The following is a 16,233-nucleotide window of genomic DNA, read 5'->3' as shown; positions in this document are numbered from 1 at the left end:
GTTCAGCCCAGCCTGTACACCCGGCGCGCGTTGTCCGACGCGACCATCCGGGCCACCCGCTGGGCGTCCTCCAGGCACCACGCGCCCTCGCCGACCCAGCCGCCCAGGACCTGGCCCAGCGCCTCGCGGAACAGCCGGGCCCCGACGACGTGCAGCTCGGGCAGGCCGTGGGCGCCGGTGGAGAAGAGGATCTTGCCGAAGGGGGCCAGCTCCAGGATCTCGGCGAGGACGGTGGCGGCCCGGGCCCCGGTGCGCACGAGCGCGGCGCCGGAGTCGGTGTAGACGTGCGCGAAGACACCGGCCAGATGGGCGGCGTGCCGGTGGTACGGATAGCCGTGCAGCAGGATCAGATCGGTGCCGAGGCCCGCCGTGGCCCGCACGAAGTCGGTGAGCAGCACCGGGTCGGTGCGGTCGATGCGGGAGCCGGGCTCGCCGAGTCCCGCGTGCAGTTGCAGGGGCCGTCCGGAGGCGACGGCGATCCACAGCAGGTGCCGCAGCAGTACGGGGTCGCGCAGCGCACCGCCGACCGGGCGCCCGGCCAGCCAGCGGCCCGCCGCGCCCCGCACCTCCCCCGGCCCCGGCGGCTCTGGCGCGAGGGCGAGGCCGTGGCGCAGGCCGGCGACGGAGGTGAAGGCGACGGCGTGCGCGGCGGCGCCGTGCACGGACTCGGCGAGGTTGGCGAGGAAGGACTCGACGGTGCCGGAGGTGTCGGCGACCTGCTCGGCGAGCAGCTCCAGCCGGACGATCTCGTGGGCCTCGGCGAATCCGGCGGAGGCCAGCTCGGCCGGGCCGGTGAGGTCGCCGGGCAGGCCGGTGTCGACGAGGTAGGTGGTGATGCCGCTGCCGCGCAGCAGCCGCCGGCCCGCTTCCAGGACGCCCAGTTCCCGGCGCCGGGCCAGATAGCGGGCGGGCGCGCAGTGGGGTTCGAGGCCGAGCAGGGGCGGGCACCAGCGCCGTACGGCGAAGCCCGTCTGGGTGTCGAAGAGGGTGGTGCCGGCCGCGGGCGGGCCCTCGGTGCGGGCGAGTTGGGCCTCGAAGGTGCCGAGGCCCAGTTCCGTGCGGAGCACTCCGTGGCAGTACTGGTCCACCAGGGACGGCGTTTCGATCATCCGGGACTCCCCCGTGAAGACGTGCGCTGCCTTGCACGTCCTAACGGGGGAACGGGTATCGAGGTCGCGGAACAGCCCGGGACTGCGGGTTATTCGGCGGCTTCGGACCGTATGTGGTCAACCCCCGATCTGAATGCCCGCCATCCTCTTCCACTCGTACGGGCCCGTCTTCACCTTGGCCGCGAATTCGCCGTCGAAGGACTCGTGGACGGTGATGCCGGACTTCTCGACGGCCTTCTCGGCGATCTCGGTGCTGGGGGCCACCAGGTCGCCCCAGCCGCCGTCCTCGCCGACCAGGACGATGCGGGCGCCGCGTTCGCCGATGTGGGCCACCTGGCCCTCGGCCCCGCCGTGTGCCTTGGCGAAGGCGCTGATCTGGTGGGCGAGCCGGGACACCTTGCGCTCGGCCCGCGCGTCAACCTGCTGCGTGTCTGCCATGACCCCGATGCTACTCACGAGTAGATCGACTGGCGAGAGCGGGCCGTTGTGACGTGCGTCAGCGCAGGAAGGGGTCCACCGCGACCGCGACGAAGAGGATCGACACGTAGGTGATCGACCAGTGGAAGAGCCGCATCTCCTTCAGCTTCCCGCCGGTCACCTCGGCCTTCGCCCGGTTCTGCAGGCCGTGCGCCTCCCAGAGCCAGAAGCCGCCGGCCGCGAGGGCGACCACCGTGTAGAACCAGCCGGTGTAGCCGAGCGGGGTCAGCAGGAGGGAGACGGCGACCATCACCCAGCTGTAGATGACGATCTGCCGGGCGACGACCTTGTTGGACGCGATGACGGGGAGCATCGGCACGCCCACGCGCGCGTAGTCCTCCTTGACCTTCATGGACAGCGGCCAGTAGTGCGGCGGGGTCCAGAAGAACATGACGAGGAAGAGGATGACCGGCGCCCAGGACATCGAGTTCGTGACCGAGGACCAGCCGATCAGCACCGGCAGGCAGCCGGCGATGCCGCCCCACACGATGTTCTGCGACGTGCGCCGCTTGAGGATCATCGTGTAGACGACGACGTAGAAGAGGAGTGCGCCGAGGGAGAGCCAGGCGCTCAGCCAGTTGACGGTGAGCCCGAACAGCAGCGTCGAGACGACCGCCAGGGTGATGCCGAAGGTGAGGCACTCGCGCGGGCTGACCATGCCGGTCACCAGCGGCCGCTGCGAGGTGCGGTCCATGAGGGCGTCGATGTCGCGGTCGATGTACATGTTCAGCGCGTTGGCGCCGCCCGCCGACAGGTAGCCGCCGACGCAGGTGAGCAGGACCAGACCGAGGTCCGGCACGCCCTTCTGCGCCAGGAACATCACCGGAACAGTGGTGATGAGCAGCAGCTCGATGATCCTCGGCTTGGTCAGAGCCACGAACGCCTTGACACGGGCCCCGAACGGCCGGTGAACCGGGCCCTGGCTCGCACCACCCAGCACGCCCGCTGGACGTGATTCGACGGCCGTCACGCACACCCCTGACAGAGACATCCCAGCAAGCCTCCCCCTGTGAAGTCCCGGTAAAGGCTCGCGCGTACCACGCCACTTTAGACGTTGCCCATACCCCGGCCTTCGCGGGGGTGGGGTCGTGTTGGCGGCCCCTCATAAGAGGCCTCCCGAAGGGCCCCCATAAGAGGGGACCCACCCCTCGATTGAGCGCTCAGATGACCGGCTCCGTATTCATGTGCCAAATGCCGTCTCGGCCAGTCGGGAGGCGGATCGCACGGACTCCCGGCAGTCTGGAATGAGTCGAAAAAACGCACGTCTTCGCGAGGGTAGGCTCGACAGCGTCCGGTGGGCGGCAAGCCCGCCGGAAGCCGGGTGGGCGCATGCCGCGACAGACCGGCGACCGACATGTGGAGAGGAGCCCTGACCCAGGGTGAGCACCAAGCCGACCACCACAGACCTTGAGTGGACCGAGCTGGACCAGCGGGCCGTCGACACCGCCCGTGTCCTGGCCGCCGACGCCGTACAGAAGGTCGGCAACGGCCATCCCGGTACGGCGATGAGCCTGGCTCCGGCCGCGTACACCCTCTTCCAGAAGGTGATGCGGCACGACCCGGCCGACCCCGAGTGGGTCGGCCGCGACCGTTTCGTGCTGTCCGCCGGCCACTCGTCCCTGACCCTCTACACCCAGCTGTACCTGGCCGGCTTCGGCCTGGAGCTGGACGATCTGAAGGCCTTCAGGACGTGGGGTTCCAAGACCCCGGGCCACCCGGAGTACGGGCACACCAAGGGCGTGGAGACCACGACCGGTCCGCTGGGCCAGGGTGTCGCCAACGCGGTGGGCATGGCGATGGCCGCCCGCTACGAGCGCGGTCTGTTCGACCCCGAGGCGCCGCAGGGCGAGTCCCCGTTCGACCACTTCGTCTACTGCATCGCCGGTGACGGCTGCCTCCAGGAGGGCATCTCCGCCGAGGCGTCCTCGCTGGCCGGCCACCAGAAGCTCGGCAACCTGATCCTGCTGTGGGACGACAACCACATCTCGATCGAGGGCGACACCGAGACGGCCGTGTCCGAGGACACCGTGAAGCGCTACGAGGCCTACGGCTGGCACGTGCAGCGCGTGGAGGCCCAGGACAACGGCGACCTGGACCCGGCCGCCATCTACGACGCGGTCCAGAAGGCCAAGGCCGTCACCGACCGGCCGTCGTTCATCGCGATGCGCTCGATCATCGCCTGGCCGGCCCCGAACGCGCAGAACACCGAGGCCGCACACGGCTCGGCGCTGGGCGACGAGGAGGTCGCGGCCACCAAGCGCGTCCTCGGCTTCGACCCCGAGAAGAGCTTCGAGGTCGCGGACGAGGTCATCGCCCACACCCGCAAGGCGCTGGAGCGCGGTGCGCAGGCGAAGGCCGAGTGGGAGAAGTCGCTCCAGGTGTGGCGCGACGACAACGCCGAGCGGGCCGCCGAGTTCGACCGCATCAGCAAGGGCGAGCTGCCCGCCGGCTGGGAGGACAAGCTGCCGGTCTTCGAGCCCGGCAAGGGCGTCGCGACGCGTGCCGCGTCCGGCAAGGTGCTGCAGGCGCTCGGCGCGGTCATCCCCGAGCTGTGGGGCGGCTCCGCCGACCTCGCGGGGTCGAACAACACGACCATCGACAAGGACAGCTCGTTCCTGCCCGAGGGCAACCCGCTGCCGGAGGCCAACCCCTACGGCCGCACCGTCCACTACGGCATCCGCGAGCACTCCATGGGCGCGGAGATGAACGGCATCGCCCTGCACGGCAACACCCGTATCTACGGCGGCACGTTCCTCGTCTTCTCCGACTACATGCGCAACGCCGTGCGTCTGTCGGCGCTGATGCACCTGCCGGTGACGTTCGTGTGGACGCACGACTCCATCGGCCTCGGCGAGGACGGCCCGACCCACCAGCCGGTGGAGCACCTGGCCTCGCTGCGTGCCATCCCGGGCCTGAACGTCGTCCGCCCGGCCGACGCCAACGAGACCGCGATCGCGTGGCGCGAGATCCTCAAGCGCTACACCAAGGAGTTCGGCAAGGGTCAGCCGCACGGCTTCGCCCTCACCCGCCAGGGCGTGCCGACGTACGAGCCCAACGAGGATGCGGCGAAGGGTGGTTACGTCCTCTTCGAGGCGGACGGCGGCACCCCGCAGGTGATCCTGATCGCCACCGGTTCCGAGGTGCACGTGGCCGTCGAGGCGCGTGAGCGGCTCCAGGCCGACGGTGTCCCCACGCGCGTGGTGTCGATGCCGTCCGTGGAGTGGTTCGAGGAGCAGGACCAGGCGTACAAGGACTCCGTCCTGCCGCCGTCGGTCAGGGCCCGCGTGTCGGTCGAGGCGGGTATCGGTCTCACGTGGCACAAGTACGTCGGGGACGCCGGCCGCATCGTTTCCCTGGAGCACTTCGGTGCTTCCGCCGACGGCAAGGTGCTCTTCCGCGAGTTCGGCTTCACTGCCGAGAACGTGGCCGCGAAGGCCCGGGAATCCCTCGCCGCCGCCCAGCGCTGACGCTCATATACGACATGTAGGAGATGTAATTCCATGACAGACGCACTCAAGCGCCTCTCCGAGGAAGGCGTCGCGATCTGGCTGGACGACCTGTCGCGCAAGCGGATCACGTCCGGCAACCTCGCCGAGCTGATCGACCAGCAGCACGTCGTGGGCGTCACCACCAACCCGACGATCTTCCAGAAGGCGATCAGCGGCGGCGACGGCTACGAGCAGCAGCTCACGGATCTCGCCGCCCGCAAGGTCACCGTCGACGAGGCCATCCGCATGATCACGACGGCGGACGTCCGTGACGCCGCCGACATCCTGCGCCCGGTCTTCGACGCCACCGACGGCCAGGACGGCCGGGTCTCCATCGAGGTCGACCCCCGTCTGGCCCACCACACCAGGGCGACGGTCGCCGAGGCCAAGCAGCTGGCCTGGCTGGTGGACCGCCCCAACACCCTGATCAAGATCCCGGCCACCAAGGCGGGTCTGCCGGCGATCGCGGAGGTCATCGGCCTCGGCATCAGCGTCAACGTGACGCTGATCTTCTCGCTGGAGCGCTACCGCGCGGTGATGGACGCCTACCTCACTGGTCTGGAGAAGGCGAAGGAGCGCGGCCTCGACCTGTCGCTCATCCGCTCCGTGGCGTCGTTCTTCGTGTCCCGTGTGGACACCGAGATCGACAAGCGGCTGGACGGCATCGGCACCGACGAGGCCAAGGCGCTGCGCGGCAAGGCCGCCATCGCCAACGCGCGCCTCGCCTACCAGGCGTTCGAGGAGGTCTTCTCCTCCGACCGCTGGCAGGCGCTGGAGAACGCGGGCGCCCGCAAGCAGCGTCCGCTGTGGGCGTCGACCGGCGTGAAGGACCCGGCGTACCAGGACACGATGTACGTCACCGACCTGGTCGCGCCGAACACGGTCAACACCATGCCGGAGGCCACGCTGGAGGCCGCCGAGGACCACGGCGAGATCACCGGCGACACCATCACCGGCACCTACGAGCAGGCCCGCGCCGACCTCGACGCGGTCGAGAAGCTCGGGATCTCGTACGACGACGTGGTCCAGGTGCTGGAGGACGAGGGCGTCGAGAAGTTCGAGGCGTCCTGGATCGACCTGCTGAAGTCGACCGAGGCGGAGCTCAAGCGCCTCACCCCCTCGGAGGGCTGATTTGTCACCCCTCGTCGGATCCGGAGCGAACCCGCTTCGTGACCCCGCCGACCGACGGCTCCCGCGTATCGCGGGGCCGTCGGGCCTGGTGATCTTCGGCGTCACGGGCGACCTGTCGCGCAAGAAGCTGATGCCCGCGGTGTACGACCTCGCCAACCGGGGTCTGCTGCCGCCGGGCTTCTCGCTGGTGGGCTTCGCCCGCCGCGAGTGGGAGAACGAGGACTTCGCCCAGGAGGTCCACGACGCCGTCAAGGCGCACGCCCGCACCCCGTTCCGTGAGGAGGTCTGGCAGCAGCTCATCCAGGGGATGCGTTTCGTCCAGGGCACCTTCGACGACGACGACGCCTTCGAGCGGCTGCGCGCCACCATCGAGGAGCTGGACAAGGCACAGGGCACGGGCGGCAACTTCGCCTTCTACCTGTCGGTGCCGCCGCGCTCCTTCCCGGTGGTCATCCAGCAGCTGAAGAAGCACGGGCTGGCCGACCAGTCGGGCGGTTCCTGGCGGCGCGCCGTCATCGAGAAGCCCTTCGGCCACGACCTGAAGTCGGCCGAGGAGCTGAACAAGGTCGTGCACGAGGTGTTCGAGCCGGACCAGGTGTTCCGGATCGACCACTACCTCGGCAAGGAGACCGTCCAGAACATCCTGGCGCTGCGCTTCGCCAACACGATGTTCGAGCCGATCTGGAACCGGTCCTTCGTGGACCACGTGCAGATCACCATGGCCGAGGACATCGGCATCGGCGGCCGCGCCGGCTACTACGACGGCATCGGCGCCGCCCGTGACGTCATCCAGAACCACCTCCTCCAGCTCATGGCGCTCACCGCCATGGAGGAGCCCGCCTCCTTCGGCGCGGACGCGCTGGCCGCCGAGAAGGAGAAGGTGCTCGGCGCCGTACGGCTGCCGAAGGACCTGGGTGCCTCGACCGTGCGCGGGCAGTACGCGGGCGGCTGGCAGGGCGGCGAGAAGGTCATCGGCTACCTCGAAGAGGACGGCATCGACGCCAAGTCGAAGACCGACACCTACGCCGCGATCAAGCTGGAGGTCGACAACCGCCGCTGGGCGGGCGTCCCCTTCTATCTGCGCACCGGCAAGCGCCTGGGCCGCCGGGTCACCGAGATCGCGGTCGTCTTCCAGCGGGCCCCGCACTCCCCCTTCGACCACACGGCGACGGAGGAGCTGGGCCAGAACGCGATCGTCATCCGCGTCCAGCCCGACGAGGGCATCACGGTCCGCTTCGGCTCCAAGGTGCCGGGCACCTCGATGGAGATCCGGGACGTGTCGATGGACTTCGCCTACGGCGAGTCGTTCACCGAGTCGAGCCCGGAGGCGTACGAGCGCCTGATCCTGGACGTGCTGCTGGGCGACGCCAACCTCTTCCCGCGCACGGAGGAGGTCGAGCTGTCCTGGAAGATCCTCGACCCGATCGAGCAGTACTGGGACAAGCACGGCAGGCCCGCGCAGTACCCGTCGGGCACGTGGGGCCCACCCGAGGCGGACGAGATGCTCGCACGAGACGGACGGAGCTGGCGGCGGCCATGAAGATAGACCTGACCGACACCACCGCCGGCGACATCAACAAGGCGCTCGTCCAGGGCCGCCGGGCCATCGGCACGCCGGCCGTGGGCATGGTCCTGACCCTCGTCATCGTGACCGACGAGGAGAACGCGTACGACGCGCTGAAGGCCGCGGGCGACGCGTCGCGCGAGCACCCCTCGCGCACGCTCGTGGTCATCAAGCGGGTCTCGCGCACCCCGCGCGACCGTACGACGTCCCGGCTGGACGCCGAGGTGCGGGTGGGCGCGGACGCGGGTACCGGCGAGACGGTCGTCCTGCGGCTGTACGGCGAGGTGTCCGACCACGCCGACTCGGTCGTGCTGCCGCTGCTGCTGCCGGACGCCCCGGTCGTGGTGTGGTGGCCGGTGAACGCCCCGGTGGACCCGGCGAAGGACCCGCTGGGCGCGCTCGCCCAGCGCCGGGTCACCGACACCTATGCCGCCGAGCAGCCGGTGCGGGAGCTGTCGGCCCGCGCAGAGGCCTACACGCCCGGCGACACCGACCTGTCCTGGACCCGGATCACGCCGTGGCGCTCGATGCTCGCGGCGGCCCTGGACCAGGTCACCTGCGAGGTGCGGGGCGTCGAGGTGGAGGGCGAGGAGTTCAACCCGAGCTGTGAGCTGCTGGCGATGTGGCTCGCGAACCGGCTGGACGTCCCCGTCCGGCGCTCCCTGTCGTCCGGCCCCGGTCTGACGGCCGTGCGCATGGAGACCACCTGCGGCCCGATCGTGCTGGACCGCGCGGACGGTTCGCTGGCCACGCTTGCCATCGAGGGCCAGCCGGCCCGCGCGGTGGCGCTGAAGCGGCGGGAGACCGCCGAGCTGATCGCGGAGGAGCTGCGCCGGCTCGACCCGGACGACACCTACGCGTCGGCGCTGCGCTACGGCGTGGAGCGGCTGAACACGGCGCCGGAACCCACGGGTTCCGAGCCGGAGGCCGCCGAGGCACCCGCGCCCGCGAAGAAGGCGGCGGCCAAGACCGCCAAGAAGGCCCCGGCGCGGAAGGCGGCGGCGAAGTGAGCACTCCGCAGCTGGTCGTCCACCGCGACAAGGAGCTGATGGCGCAGGCCGCCGCGGCCCGTCTGATCACGAAGATCGTGGACGCGCAGGCCTCCCGGGGCACCGCGTCCGTGGTCCTCACCGGTGGCCGCAACGGCAACGGCCTGCTGGCCGCGCTGGCGGCGGCGCCCGCGCGGGACGCCATCGACTGGGGCCGGCTCGACCTGTGGTGGGGCGACGAGCGCTACCTCCCCGAGGGCGACCCCGAGCGCAATGTCACGCAGGCCCGCGAGGCCCTGCTGGACTCGGTACCGCTGGACCCGGAGCGCGTGCACGCCATGCCCGCCTCCGACGGCCCGTACGGCAGGGACGTCGAGGCGGCGGCGGAGGCGTACGCGGCGGAGCTGGCGAAGGCGTCCGGGCCGGAGAACCACGGCTCGGTGCCCACCTTCGACGTGCTCATGCTGGGCGTCGGCCCGGACACCCATGTGGCCTCGCTCTTCCCGGAGTTGCCGGCCGTACGGGAGACCGAGCGCACGGTGGTCGGCGTGCACGGCGCGCCCAAGCCGCCGCCGACCCGGATCAGCCTGACCCTGCCCGCGATCCGCGCGGCCCGCGAGGTGTGGCTGCTCGCGGCCGGTGCGGACAAGGCGGAGGCCGCGGCCATCGCCCTGTCGGGCGCGGGCGAGATCCAGGCCCCGGCGGCGGGCGCGTACGGGCGGCAGCGCACCCTGTGGCTGCTGGACTCCGCGGCGGCTTCGCAGCTGCCCCGGTCGCTGTATCCGCCGTCGTCGCCGTGACGACCGGCTGTGAGTAGGGGCGGCGGGGACCTCGGTCCCCGCCGCTTCTCATTTCACGGAGCCCGCCATCACGCCCTGCACGAAGTGCCGCTGGAACGCGAAGAACACCACGACCGGCACGATCAGGGACAGGAACGCACCCGGGGCCAGGACGTCGATGTTGCTGCCGAACTGGCGTATCTGGGACTGGAGTTGAACGGTCAGCGGCTGGGACGAGCTGTCGGCGAAGAGCAGGGCGACCAGCATGTCGTTCCACACCCACAGGAACTGGAAGATGGCGAGCGAGGCGAGCGCCGGGCGCCCGACCGGCAGGACCAGCCGGGTGAAGATGCGCCACTCGCTGCCGCCGTCCATCCGTGCCGCCTCCAGCATCTCCTTCGGCATCTCCGCGAAGTAGTTCCGCAGCAGGAACACCGCGAAGGGCAGGCCGTAGGCGACATGGAAGAGGACGACTCCGGGGATGGTGCCGAACAGGCCCAGCGCGCCGAAGAGTTTGGCCACCGGGAGCAGACCGATCTGCACCGGCACCACCAACAGGGCCACCACCAGCAGGAAGAGCGGTTCCCTGAGCGGGAAGTCCAGCCAGGCGAAGGCGTATCCGGCGAGGGCCGCGATGACGACGACCAGGGTGGTCGCCGGCACCGAGATCAGCACCGTGTTCCAGAAGGCCTGGGTGATGCCGGAGTTCTTGAGCAGAGCCGTGTAGTTGTCGAAGGACAGCCGGCCGGGACTCGTCAGGGCCGTCCACCAGCCGCCCTTGGCACTGTCCTCGGACGATCGCAGCGAGGACACGAACAGTCCCGCCAGCGGTGTCAGCCAGACCAGGCCGATCACCACCAGGAAGGCCTGTACCAGGCCGTTGCCGAGCCCCCTCCTGACCGCGTTCATCGCTGACTCCTTCTGAATCGGCGGACGTTGAAGACCATCGCGGGGATGACCAGGAGCAGCAGGAGCACGCCGAGGGCACTGCCGAGGCCCTGGTTGTTGCCGCCGCCGAAGGACACGAGCCACATCTGGGTCGCGAGGACGGTGGCGTCCTCCTGCACCGGTCCGGGCGCGATGATGTAGACGAGGTCGAAGACCTTCATCACGTTGATCACCAGGGTCACGAAGACCACGGTCAGCACGGGGGCCAGCAGCGGCACGGTGATGCGGCGGAAGATCTGCCACTCGTTCGCGCCGTCCATCCGGGCCGCCTCCAGCGCGTCCCGGGGCAGGGTGGAGAGCCCCGCGCCGATCAGCACCATCGCGAAGCCGGTCCAGATCCACAGGTACGCGCCGATGATCGCCGGCGTGACGAGGGCCGGGCCCAGCCAGGAGACGCCCTGGTAGGGCTGGGCGAAGTTGGACTGCGGCAGCCGCACCGTGTACGACCCGGCGGCGAGTCCGGGCAGGCGGAAGGAACCGTCGGCCGCGGTGGTCGCACTCGCGACCGCCTTGCCGTCGCGCACCGCCTGGACCGTCATCCCGGGCAGGCCGCTCTCCTTCGGGTCGACCTTGCCCTGCCGGCCGCCCCCGCCGGGGGTGAAGTCCAGGTAGACGACTCCGCGCAGTTCGCCCGGGGCCGCCTGCTTCGCGGCGGCCGGGTACGCGGGCGCGGCGTTCTTCGGCAGGTCCCCCGGCAGCACGCCGACCATCGGGAGCGTCACGGACTCGCCCGCCCGGGCCGTCGTACGCCAGGAGCCGTCGCGGTCCCCGGTCAGCAGACCCGCGCGCCCGCGGGCCGTCGGGTAGGCCGACGTGCTCCGGAAGGCGTCGTGGACGGAGACGACGGCCGCGTTGAGCACGCCCTTGTTCGGGTCCTCGTCGTAGGCGAGGCGGAAGACGATGCCGGCGGCGAGGAAGGACACCGCCATCGGCATGAAGAGCAGGAGCTTGAAGGCGGTGGCCCAGCGGACCTTCTCCACCAGCACGGCCAGGATCAGGCCGAGCCCGGTCAGCAGGGCCGGGGCCACGACGACCCAGATCGCGGTGTTGCGGATGGCCTTCAGGGTGGCCGGGTCGCGGAACATCCCGGTGTAGTTGCCGGCGCCGACGAAGCGGGTGCCGGTGGCGTCGAAGAAGCTGCGGCCGACGGAGAACAGCACCGGGTAGACGACGAGCGCGCCGAGCAGGAGCAGCGCCGGGAAGACGAAGAGCAGGGCGATCAGCCGGGCGCGCCGCCGGCCGCGGCGCCCGCGCGCCGGGCCGGCGGCCCGCGGGCCCGCCTGCTGTTTCACGAGAGTGGTGGCGGTCATGTGCGGTCGCCGCTCAGTTCCCGTAGGCCTTGGCCGCGGCGGACTCCAGCTGCGTCGCGGTCGCCTTCGGGTCCGAGGGGTCGCGCAGGAAGTCCTGGAGCAGCTTCCACTCCCCCGCGCCCTTGGTGCCGCCGAAGGCGGCGGGCGCCTGGTCGGACATGTCGAAGCGGACCGAGTCGCCCGCGCCGACGAGGGACTTGGCGGTGGCGCGGGTGACGTCGTCGGCGTACGAGGTGAGATCGAGCTTCCTGTTCGCGGACAGGAAGCCGCCCGCCTTCGCCCAGACGGCCGCCGCCTCGGGGGTGGCGAGGTACTCCAGCAGCTTCATGCCGGCCGTGGCGTTCTTGGCGTCCTTGAGGACGACCGCCGCGTCGCCTCCGCTGACGACCGGTGCCGTGCCGCCGTCGACCGCGGGGAAGGGGAAGAAGTCCGCGTCCTTGCCGATGCTCTTCCCGAACTGGTCGTGGGCGACGCCGGCCACGAAGTCGCCCTCGTAGACCATGCCGGCCTCGGGCTTGGGTCCGAACACCTTCTCCACCGAGCCGGGGAAGTCCGTGTTCAGTGCCTCCTTCTGGCCGCCCGCGACGAGCTGCTTGTCCTTGAAGAGCGTGCCGAGGGTGGTGAGCGCCCTGACGACGGAGGGGTCGGTCCACTTGAGCTGGTGGGTGGCGAGGGCGTCGTACTTCCGGGGTCCGGCCTGGGAGAGGTAGACGTTCTCGAACCAGTCGGTGAGGGTCCAGCCGTCCTCGCCGCCGACGGCGAAGGCGGCGAGCCCGGAGTCGGAGATCGTGTGCCCGTCCTTGAGCATCTCGTCGTACGTCTTCGGCGGCTTGACGCCGGCCTGGGCGAGCGCGCCGGGGCTGTACCAGACGGTGGACTTGTGGGCGGCCTTGAAGTAGAGGCCGTACAGGGTGCCGCCGACGCTGCCGTAGTTCTGCCACACGGGCGCGTAGTCGGCGGTGATCGTCTGCCGGGCCGTCGGCGACAGCGGCTTGAGCCAGCCCTTCTTGGCGAACTGCTGGAGCACGCCGACCTGCGGGACCATCACGACGTCGGGTGCGTTGCCGCCCTCGATCTTGCTGCCGACGACGGTGGAGACGTTGTCACCGGTGGAGACGAACTGGGTCTTGGCGCCGGTCTTCGCGGTGAACGCGTCCAGCACCTTCTGGAAGTTCTTCTGTTCGGCTCCGGACCAGACACCGGCCACGGTGACGGTCTGGCCGCTGAGCGCTTTGTCGCCGCCGCCGGCCGCGACCGGTCCGCCGCCGCAGGCGGTGGCGCCGAGCGCGAGGGTGAGGGCGGTGCAGCTGGTGAGCAGGGTCGTACGTCGTCGCATCATCGTTGACGGGCCTTTCGTGCGGGGAAGTCGGCGGAGGATCTACAGGTCGTTCAGCCACCAGGCGGCCGTGGAGCCGGGCAGGACGCCGGGCGGGCAGGGGCCGCTGGACAGCAGGGGGGTGCCGGAGACCGGCGCGGGCATGGGGGCGGTGGTGAAGTTGACGGCGCAGACGAGGTCGTCGCCGCGGGCGAAGGCGAGGACGCCGGGCGGAGTGTCCAGCCAGCGCAGGGTTCCCTCGCCCAACTGGGGCAGTGAGCGCCGTAGTTGGAGGCCGTCGCGGTACAGGTGCCAGAAGGAGCGGGTGTCGGCGAGGGCGCGGTCGGTGGCGTAGGCGGCGAAGTAGTCCGGCTGCGGCAGCCAGGGTTTGGCGGACTCGGCGCCGGAGGTGAAGCCGAACGGCGAGGCCTGCCCGGACCAGGGCAGCGGCACCCGGCAGCCGTCGCGGATGCGGGCGCGGCTGCCGGTACGGCGGAAGATCGGGTCGGTGAGCACGTCGTCGGGCAGGTCGACGACCTCGGGCAGTCCCAGTTCCTCGCCCTGGTAGATGTACGCGGCTCCGGGCAGGGCCAGCATCAGCAGCGCGGCGGCGCGGGCGCGGGCGGCGCCGAGACCGCTGCCTTCGGTGGCGGGTTCGCCGTAGCGGGTGACGGTGCGGACCTGGTCGTGGTTGTTGAGGACCCAGGTGACCGTGGAGCCGGTGCCGGCGATGTCCTGCATCGCCTCGGAGACGACCTTGCGGAAGGCGTCGGCGTCCCAGGGGGCGCCGAGCAGGTCGAAGAAGAAGGCCTGGTGGAGTTCGTCGGGGCGGACGTACAGGGCGTGTTCGCGAGCGGTGGGCACGGAGACCTCGCCGACGAGGAGGCGTTCACGGCCGTCGCGGGCCGTGTACTCCTCGCATGTCGCCCGCCACTGCCGCCACACCTCGTGCACCTCGGGCTGGTTCCAGGCGAGCGGGTTGACCGAGTCGCGGGTGCGGGCGTCGGCCTCGGGGTCGTCGGAGTCGGGCAGTTCGGGGTGCTTGAACAGGCCGGCGGCGACGTCGATGCGGAAGCCGTCCACGCCCCGGTCGAGCCAGAAGCGCAGGGTCCGGTCGAACTCGGCGGGGATCTCGGGATGACGCCAGTTCCAGTCCGGCTGTTCGGGCGTGAACATGTGCAGGTACCACTGGCCGTCGCCGACTCTGCTCCAGGCGGGGCCGCCGAACATGGCGTGCCAGTTGTTGGGCGGCTCGGCGCCGCCCTGGCCGCGGCCGTCGGCGAAGTGGAAGCGGGCGCGGGCCGGGCTGCCGGGTGCGCCGTCCAGAGCCTCGCGGAACCAGGGGTGCTCGCTGGAGCAGTGGTTGGGGACGATGTCGAGGAGCACCTTGATGCCGAGCCGGTGGGCGGCCGTCATCAGCAGGTCGAACTCGGCGAGGTCGCCGAAGAGCGGGTCGACTGCGCGGTAGTCGGCCACGTCGTAGCCGTGGTCGTGCTGCGGCGAGGGGTAGAACGGGCTCAGCCAGATGCCGTCGACGCCGAGCTTCTTCAGGTACGGCAGCCCCGAGCGGACCCCGGCGAGATCGCCGATGCCGTCGCCGGTGCTGTCCAGAAAGCTGCGGACGTAGACCTGGTAGATCACGGCGTCACGCCACCAGCCGTCGTACTTACTCAACATGCATGCATGTTAGGTAGGAGCCTCGCGAAGGTGTCAACGAAGTGAACGGAAACTACTGGTCAGTTCCCTGACCATAACGGGGCAAATCACCGCAATGAGCCGACAGTCGTGATGACGGCGTTACTTAACAAGTAACTAGCGACGGGCGACGGCGTCGAGTTCGCCGGCCAGCCGGCGCACGGCCTGCTCGGGCGTCTCGCGTCCGGTCAGGGCGCCGTACACCACCGCCTGCACCACCAGGCTGACCTGGTCGTAGTGCGCGCTCTTGGGGCGCGGCGCGGCGGTGAGCACGGCGGTGCGCAGGGTCGGCAGATAGGGGAACCGCCGGATCAGCGCGGGATCCTGGTACAGCGCGGCGCGTACGGGCGGCAGCGCGCCCCGGACGAGCACCTGGCGCTGGACCTGCGCGCTGGTGAGGTAGGCGATCAGGCGCGCGGCGGAATCGGGGTGCCGGGCATGGGAGTTGACCGCGAGGTTGGAGCCGCCGAGGACGCTGGTCCCCGGCCCGTCGGGGCCGGGCAGGGGTACGGCGCCGATCTTCCCGGCGACCCTGGAGCCCTTGGCGGAGGCGACGGCGTAGGCGTAGGGCCAGTTACGCAGGAAGAGCAGCCTGCCGTCCTGGAAGGCCTGCTTGGACTCCTCCTCCTTCCAGGCCAGCGCCGCCTTCGGGATCCAGCCCTCGCGGACGCCGCGGGCGAGGAAGCCGATGCCCTTGCGCGCGGCGGCCGAGTCGACGGTGACCCGGGTGCCCTCGTCGCCGAGGATGGTGCCGCCCGCCGAGTACACGGCCTCGGCCGCGTTGACGGTGAGGCCCTCGTAGGGCAGGAACTGGCCCGCATAGCCGTCGAGTCCGTACGCCGGCGCGATGGTCCTCGCATCGCGCTCCAGCTCGGCCCAGGTGCGCGGCGGCGGCACGCCCGCCTCGGCGAGGACGTCCTTGCGGTACAGCAGGAGCCCGGCGTTCGTGACGTACGGGACCGCGTACAGCCGTCCCTCGTAGGTGGCCGTGTTCACGACGGGCGGCAGGAAGCTCTTCAGCGGGAAGCGGCTCGGGGGCAGCGGGCGGATCCAGCCGGCCGCCGCGAACTCCGAGGTCCAGTTGACGTCGATGTTGAGGACGTCGAAGCGGCTGCGGTCGCCGCCGCGCAGGTCGGTCGTCATCTGCGCATGGGTCTCGTCCGCGGAGTCCGGCAGCTCGACGAGGGTGACCTTCTCACCGGGGTGGGTGCGGTTCCAGCCCTGGAGCAGCGGGCCGAGATAGCCGGTGAGGTCGCCGGCGGTGGCCAGGGTGAGCGGGCCGCGCCCCTCGGCCGCGCCCTCCTCGGCGTGGGCACCGGAGGTGACGTACCCGGCCGTGATCACGGCGAGAACGAGGAGGCCCCTACCGGCGGCGCGTATCCACCGCATAGGTTCCTCCCTGAACACGTACACACGGCTCCGGGCGCC

At 70.7% G+C, this 16,233-nt stretch carries 13 protein-coding genes; 5 read left to right on the top strand and 8 right to left on the bottom strand.

The window, feature by feature from the left end:
* Positions 1–2: 2 nt before the first annotated feature.
* The 3 genes from ACZ4MF_RS03020 to ACZ4MF_RS03010 all read right to left on the bottom strand — a co-directional run bounded on the left by ACZ4MF_RS03020 (position 3) and on the right by ACZ4MF_RS03010 (position 2,562).
* Positions 3–1,109, bottom strand: coding sequence for an amidohydrolase family protein (locus ACZ4MF_RS03020; RefSeq protein WP_467489204.1), 1,107 nt, complete (start codon positions 1,107–1,109; stop codon positions 3–5).
* Positions 1,110–1,226: 117 nt separating this feature from the next.
* Positions 1,227–1,547 (bottom strand): hypothetical protein, encoded by a 321-nt coding sequence (locus tag ACZ4MF_RS03015; protein ID WP_158919707.1) that lies wholly within the window; start codon positions 1,545–1,547, stop codon positions 1,227–1,229.
* Positions 1,548–1,605: 58 nt separating this feature from the next.
* Entirely contained in the window at positions 1,606–2,562 is a 957-nt protein-coding gene (locus tag ACZ4MF_RS03010) for a heme o synthase (protein ID WP_467489482.1), read from the bottom strand.
* Between the two features lie 403 nt (positions 2,563–2,965).
* Between ACZ4MF_RS03010 and tkt the strand changes: the two genes are divergently transcribed.
* From tkt to pgl, 5 genes are read left to right on the top strand one after another with little or no spacing between them, the layout of a single operon-like run.
* A complete protein-coding gene (gene tkt, locus ACZ4MF_RS03005) occupies positions 2,966–5,053 on the top strand; it encodes a transketolase (RefSeq protein ID WP_467489202.1) in 2,088 nt (695 codons plus the stop codon).
* 33 nt (positions 5,054–5,086) lie between these two features.
* Positions 5,087–6,205, top strand: a complete 1,119-nt coding sequence (gene tal, locus ACZ4MF_RS03000) for a transaldolase (protein WP_467489200.1) — start codon at positions 5,087–5,089, stop codon at positions 6,203–6,205.
* 1 nt (position 6,206) lies between these two features.
* Entirely contained in the window at positions 6,207–7,745 is a 1,539-nt protein-coding gene (gene zwf, locus ACZ4MF_RS02995) for a glucose-6-phosphate dehydrogenase (protein WP_467489198.1), read from the top strand.
* Complete coding sequence (opcA, locus tag ACZ4MF_RS02990) at positions 7,742–8,779, top strand: glucose-6-phosphate dehydrogenase assembly protein OpcA (protein WP_467489196.1); 1,038 nt, start codon at positions 7,742–7,744, stop codon at positions 8,777–8,779. The genes zwf and opcA overlap by 4 nt, the downstream gene beginning before the upstream one ends.
* Positions 8,776–9,558, top strand: coding sequence for a 6-phosphogluconolactonase (pgl, locus tag ACZ4MF_RS02985; RefSeq protein ID WP_362819009.1), 783 nt, complete (start codon positions 8,776–8,778; stop codon positions 9,556–9,558). The genes opcA and pgl overlap by 4 nt, the downstream gene beginning before the upstream one ends.
* Positions 9,559–9,606: 48 nt before the next feature.
* Here the strand turns inward: pgl and ACZ4MF_RS02980 are convergent, their stop codons facing one another.
* From ACZ4MF_RS02980 to ACZ4MF_RS02960, 5 genes are all read right to left on the bottom strand, one after another.
* Complete coding sequence (locus tag ACZ4MF_RS02980; RefSeq protein WP_356021339.1) at positions 9,607–10,446, bottom strand: carbohydrate ABC transporter permease; 840 nt, start codon at positions 10,444–10,446, stop codon at positions 9,607–9,609.
* A complete protein-coding gene (locus ACZ4MF_RS02975; protein WP_467489194.1) occupies positions 10,443–11,795 on the bottom strand; it encodes an ABC transporter permease subunit in 1,353 nt (450 codons plus the stop codon). The genes ACZ4MF_RS02980 and ACZ4MF_RS02975 overlap by 4 nt, the downstream gene beginning before the upstream one ends.
* A 13-nt stretch (positions 11,796–11,808) precedes the next feature.
* Positions 11,809–13,134, bottom strand: coding sequence for an ABC transporter substrate-binding protein (locus ACZ4MF_RS02970; protein ID WP_467489193.1), 1,326 nt, complete (start codon positions 13,132–13,134; stop codon positions 11,809–11,811).
* A 39-nt stretch (positions 13,135–13,173) separates the two neighbouring features.
* A complete protein-coding gene (locus ACZ4MF_RS02965) occupies positions 13,174–14,787 on the bottom strand; it encodes a glycoside hydrolase family 13 protein (protein ID WP_467489191.1) in 1,614 nt (537 codons plus the stop codon).
* Between the two features lie 135 nt (positions 14,788–14,922).
* Entirely contained in the window at positions 14,923–16,194 is a 1,272-nt protein-coding gene (locus tag ACZ4MF_RS02960) for an ABC transporter substrate-binding protein (RefSeq protein ID WP_467489189.1), read from the bottom strand.
* Between the last annotated feature and the right edge of the window lie 39 nt (positions 16,195–16,233).

The sequence above is a fragment of the Streptomyces sp. NPDC025793 genome (assembly GCF_055558375.1).
This window is presented reverse-complemented; position numbering and strand designations above follow the sequence as displayed.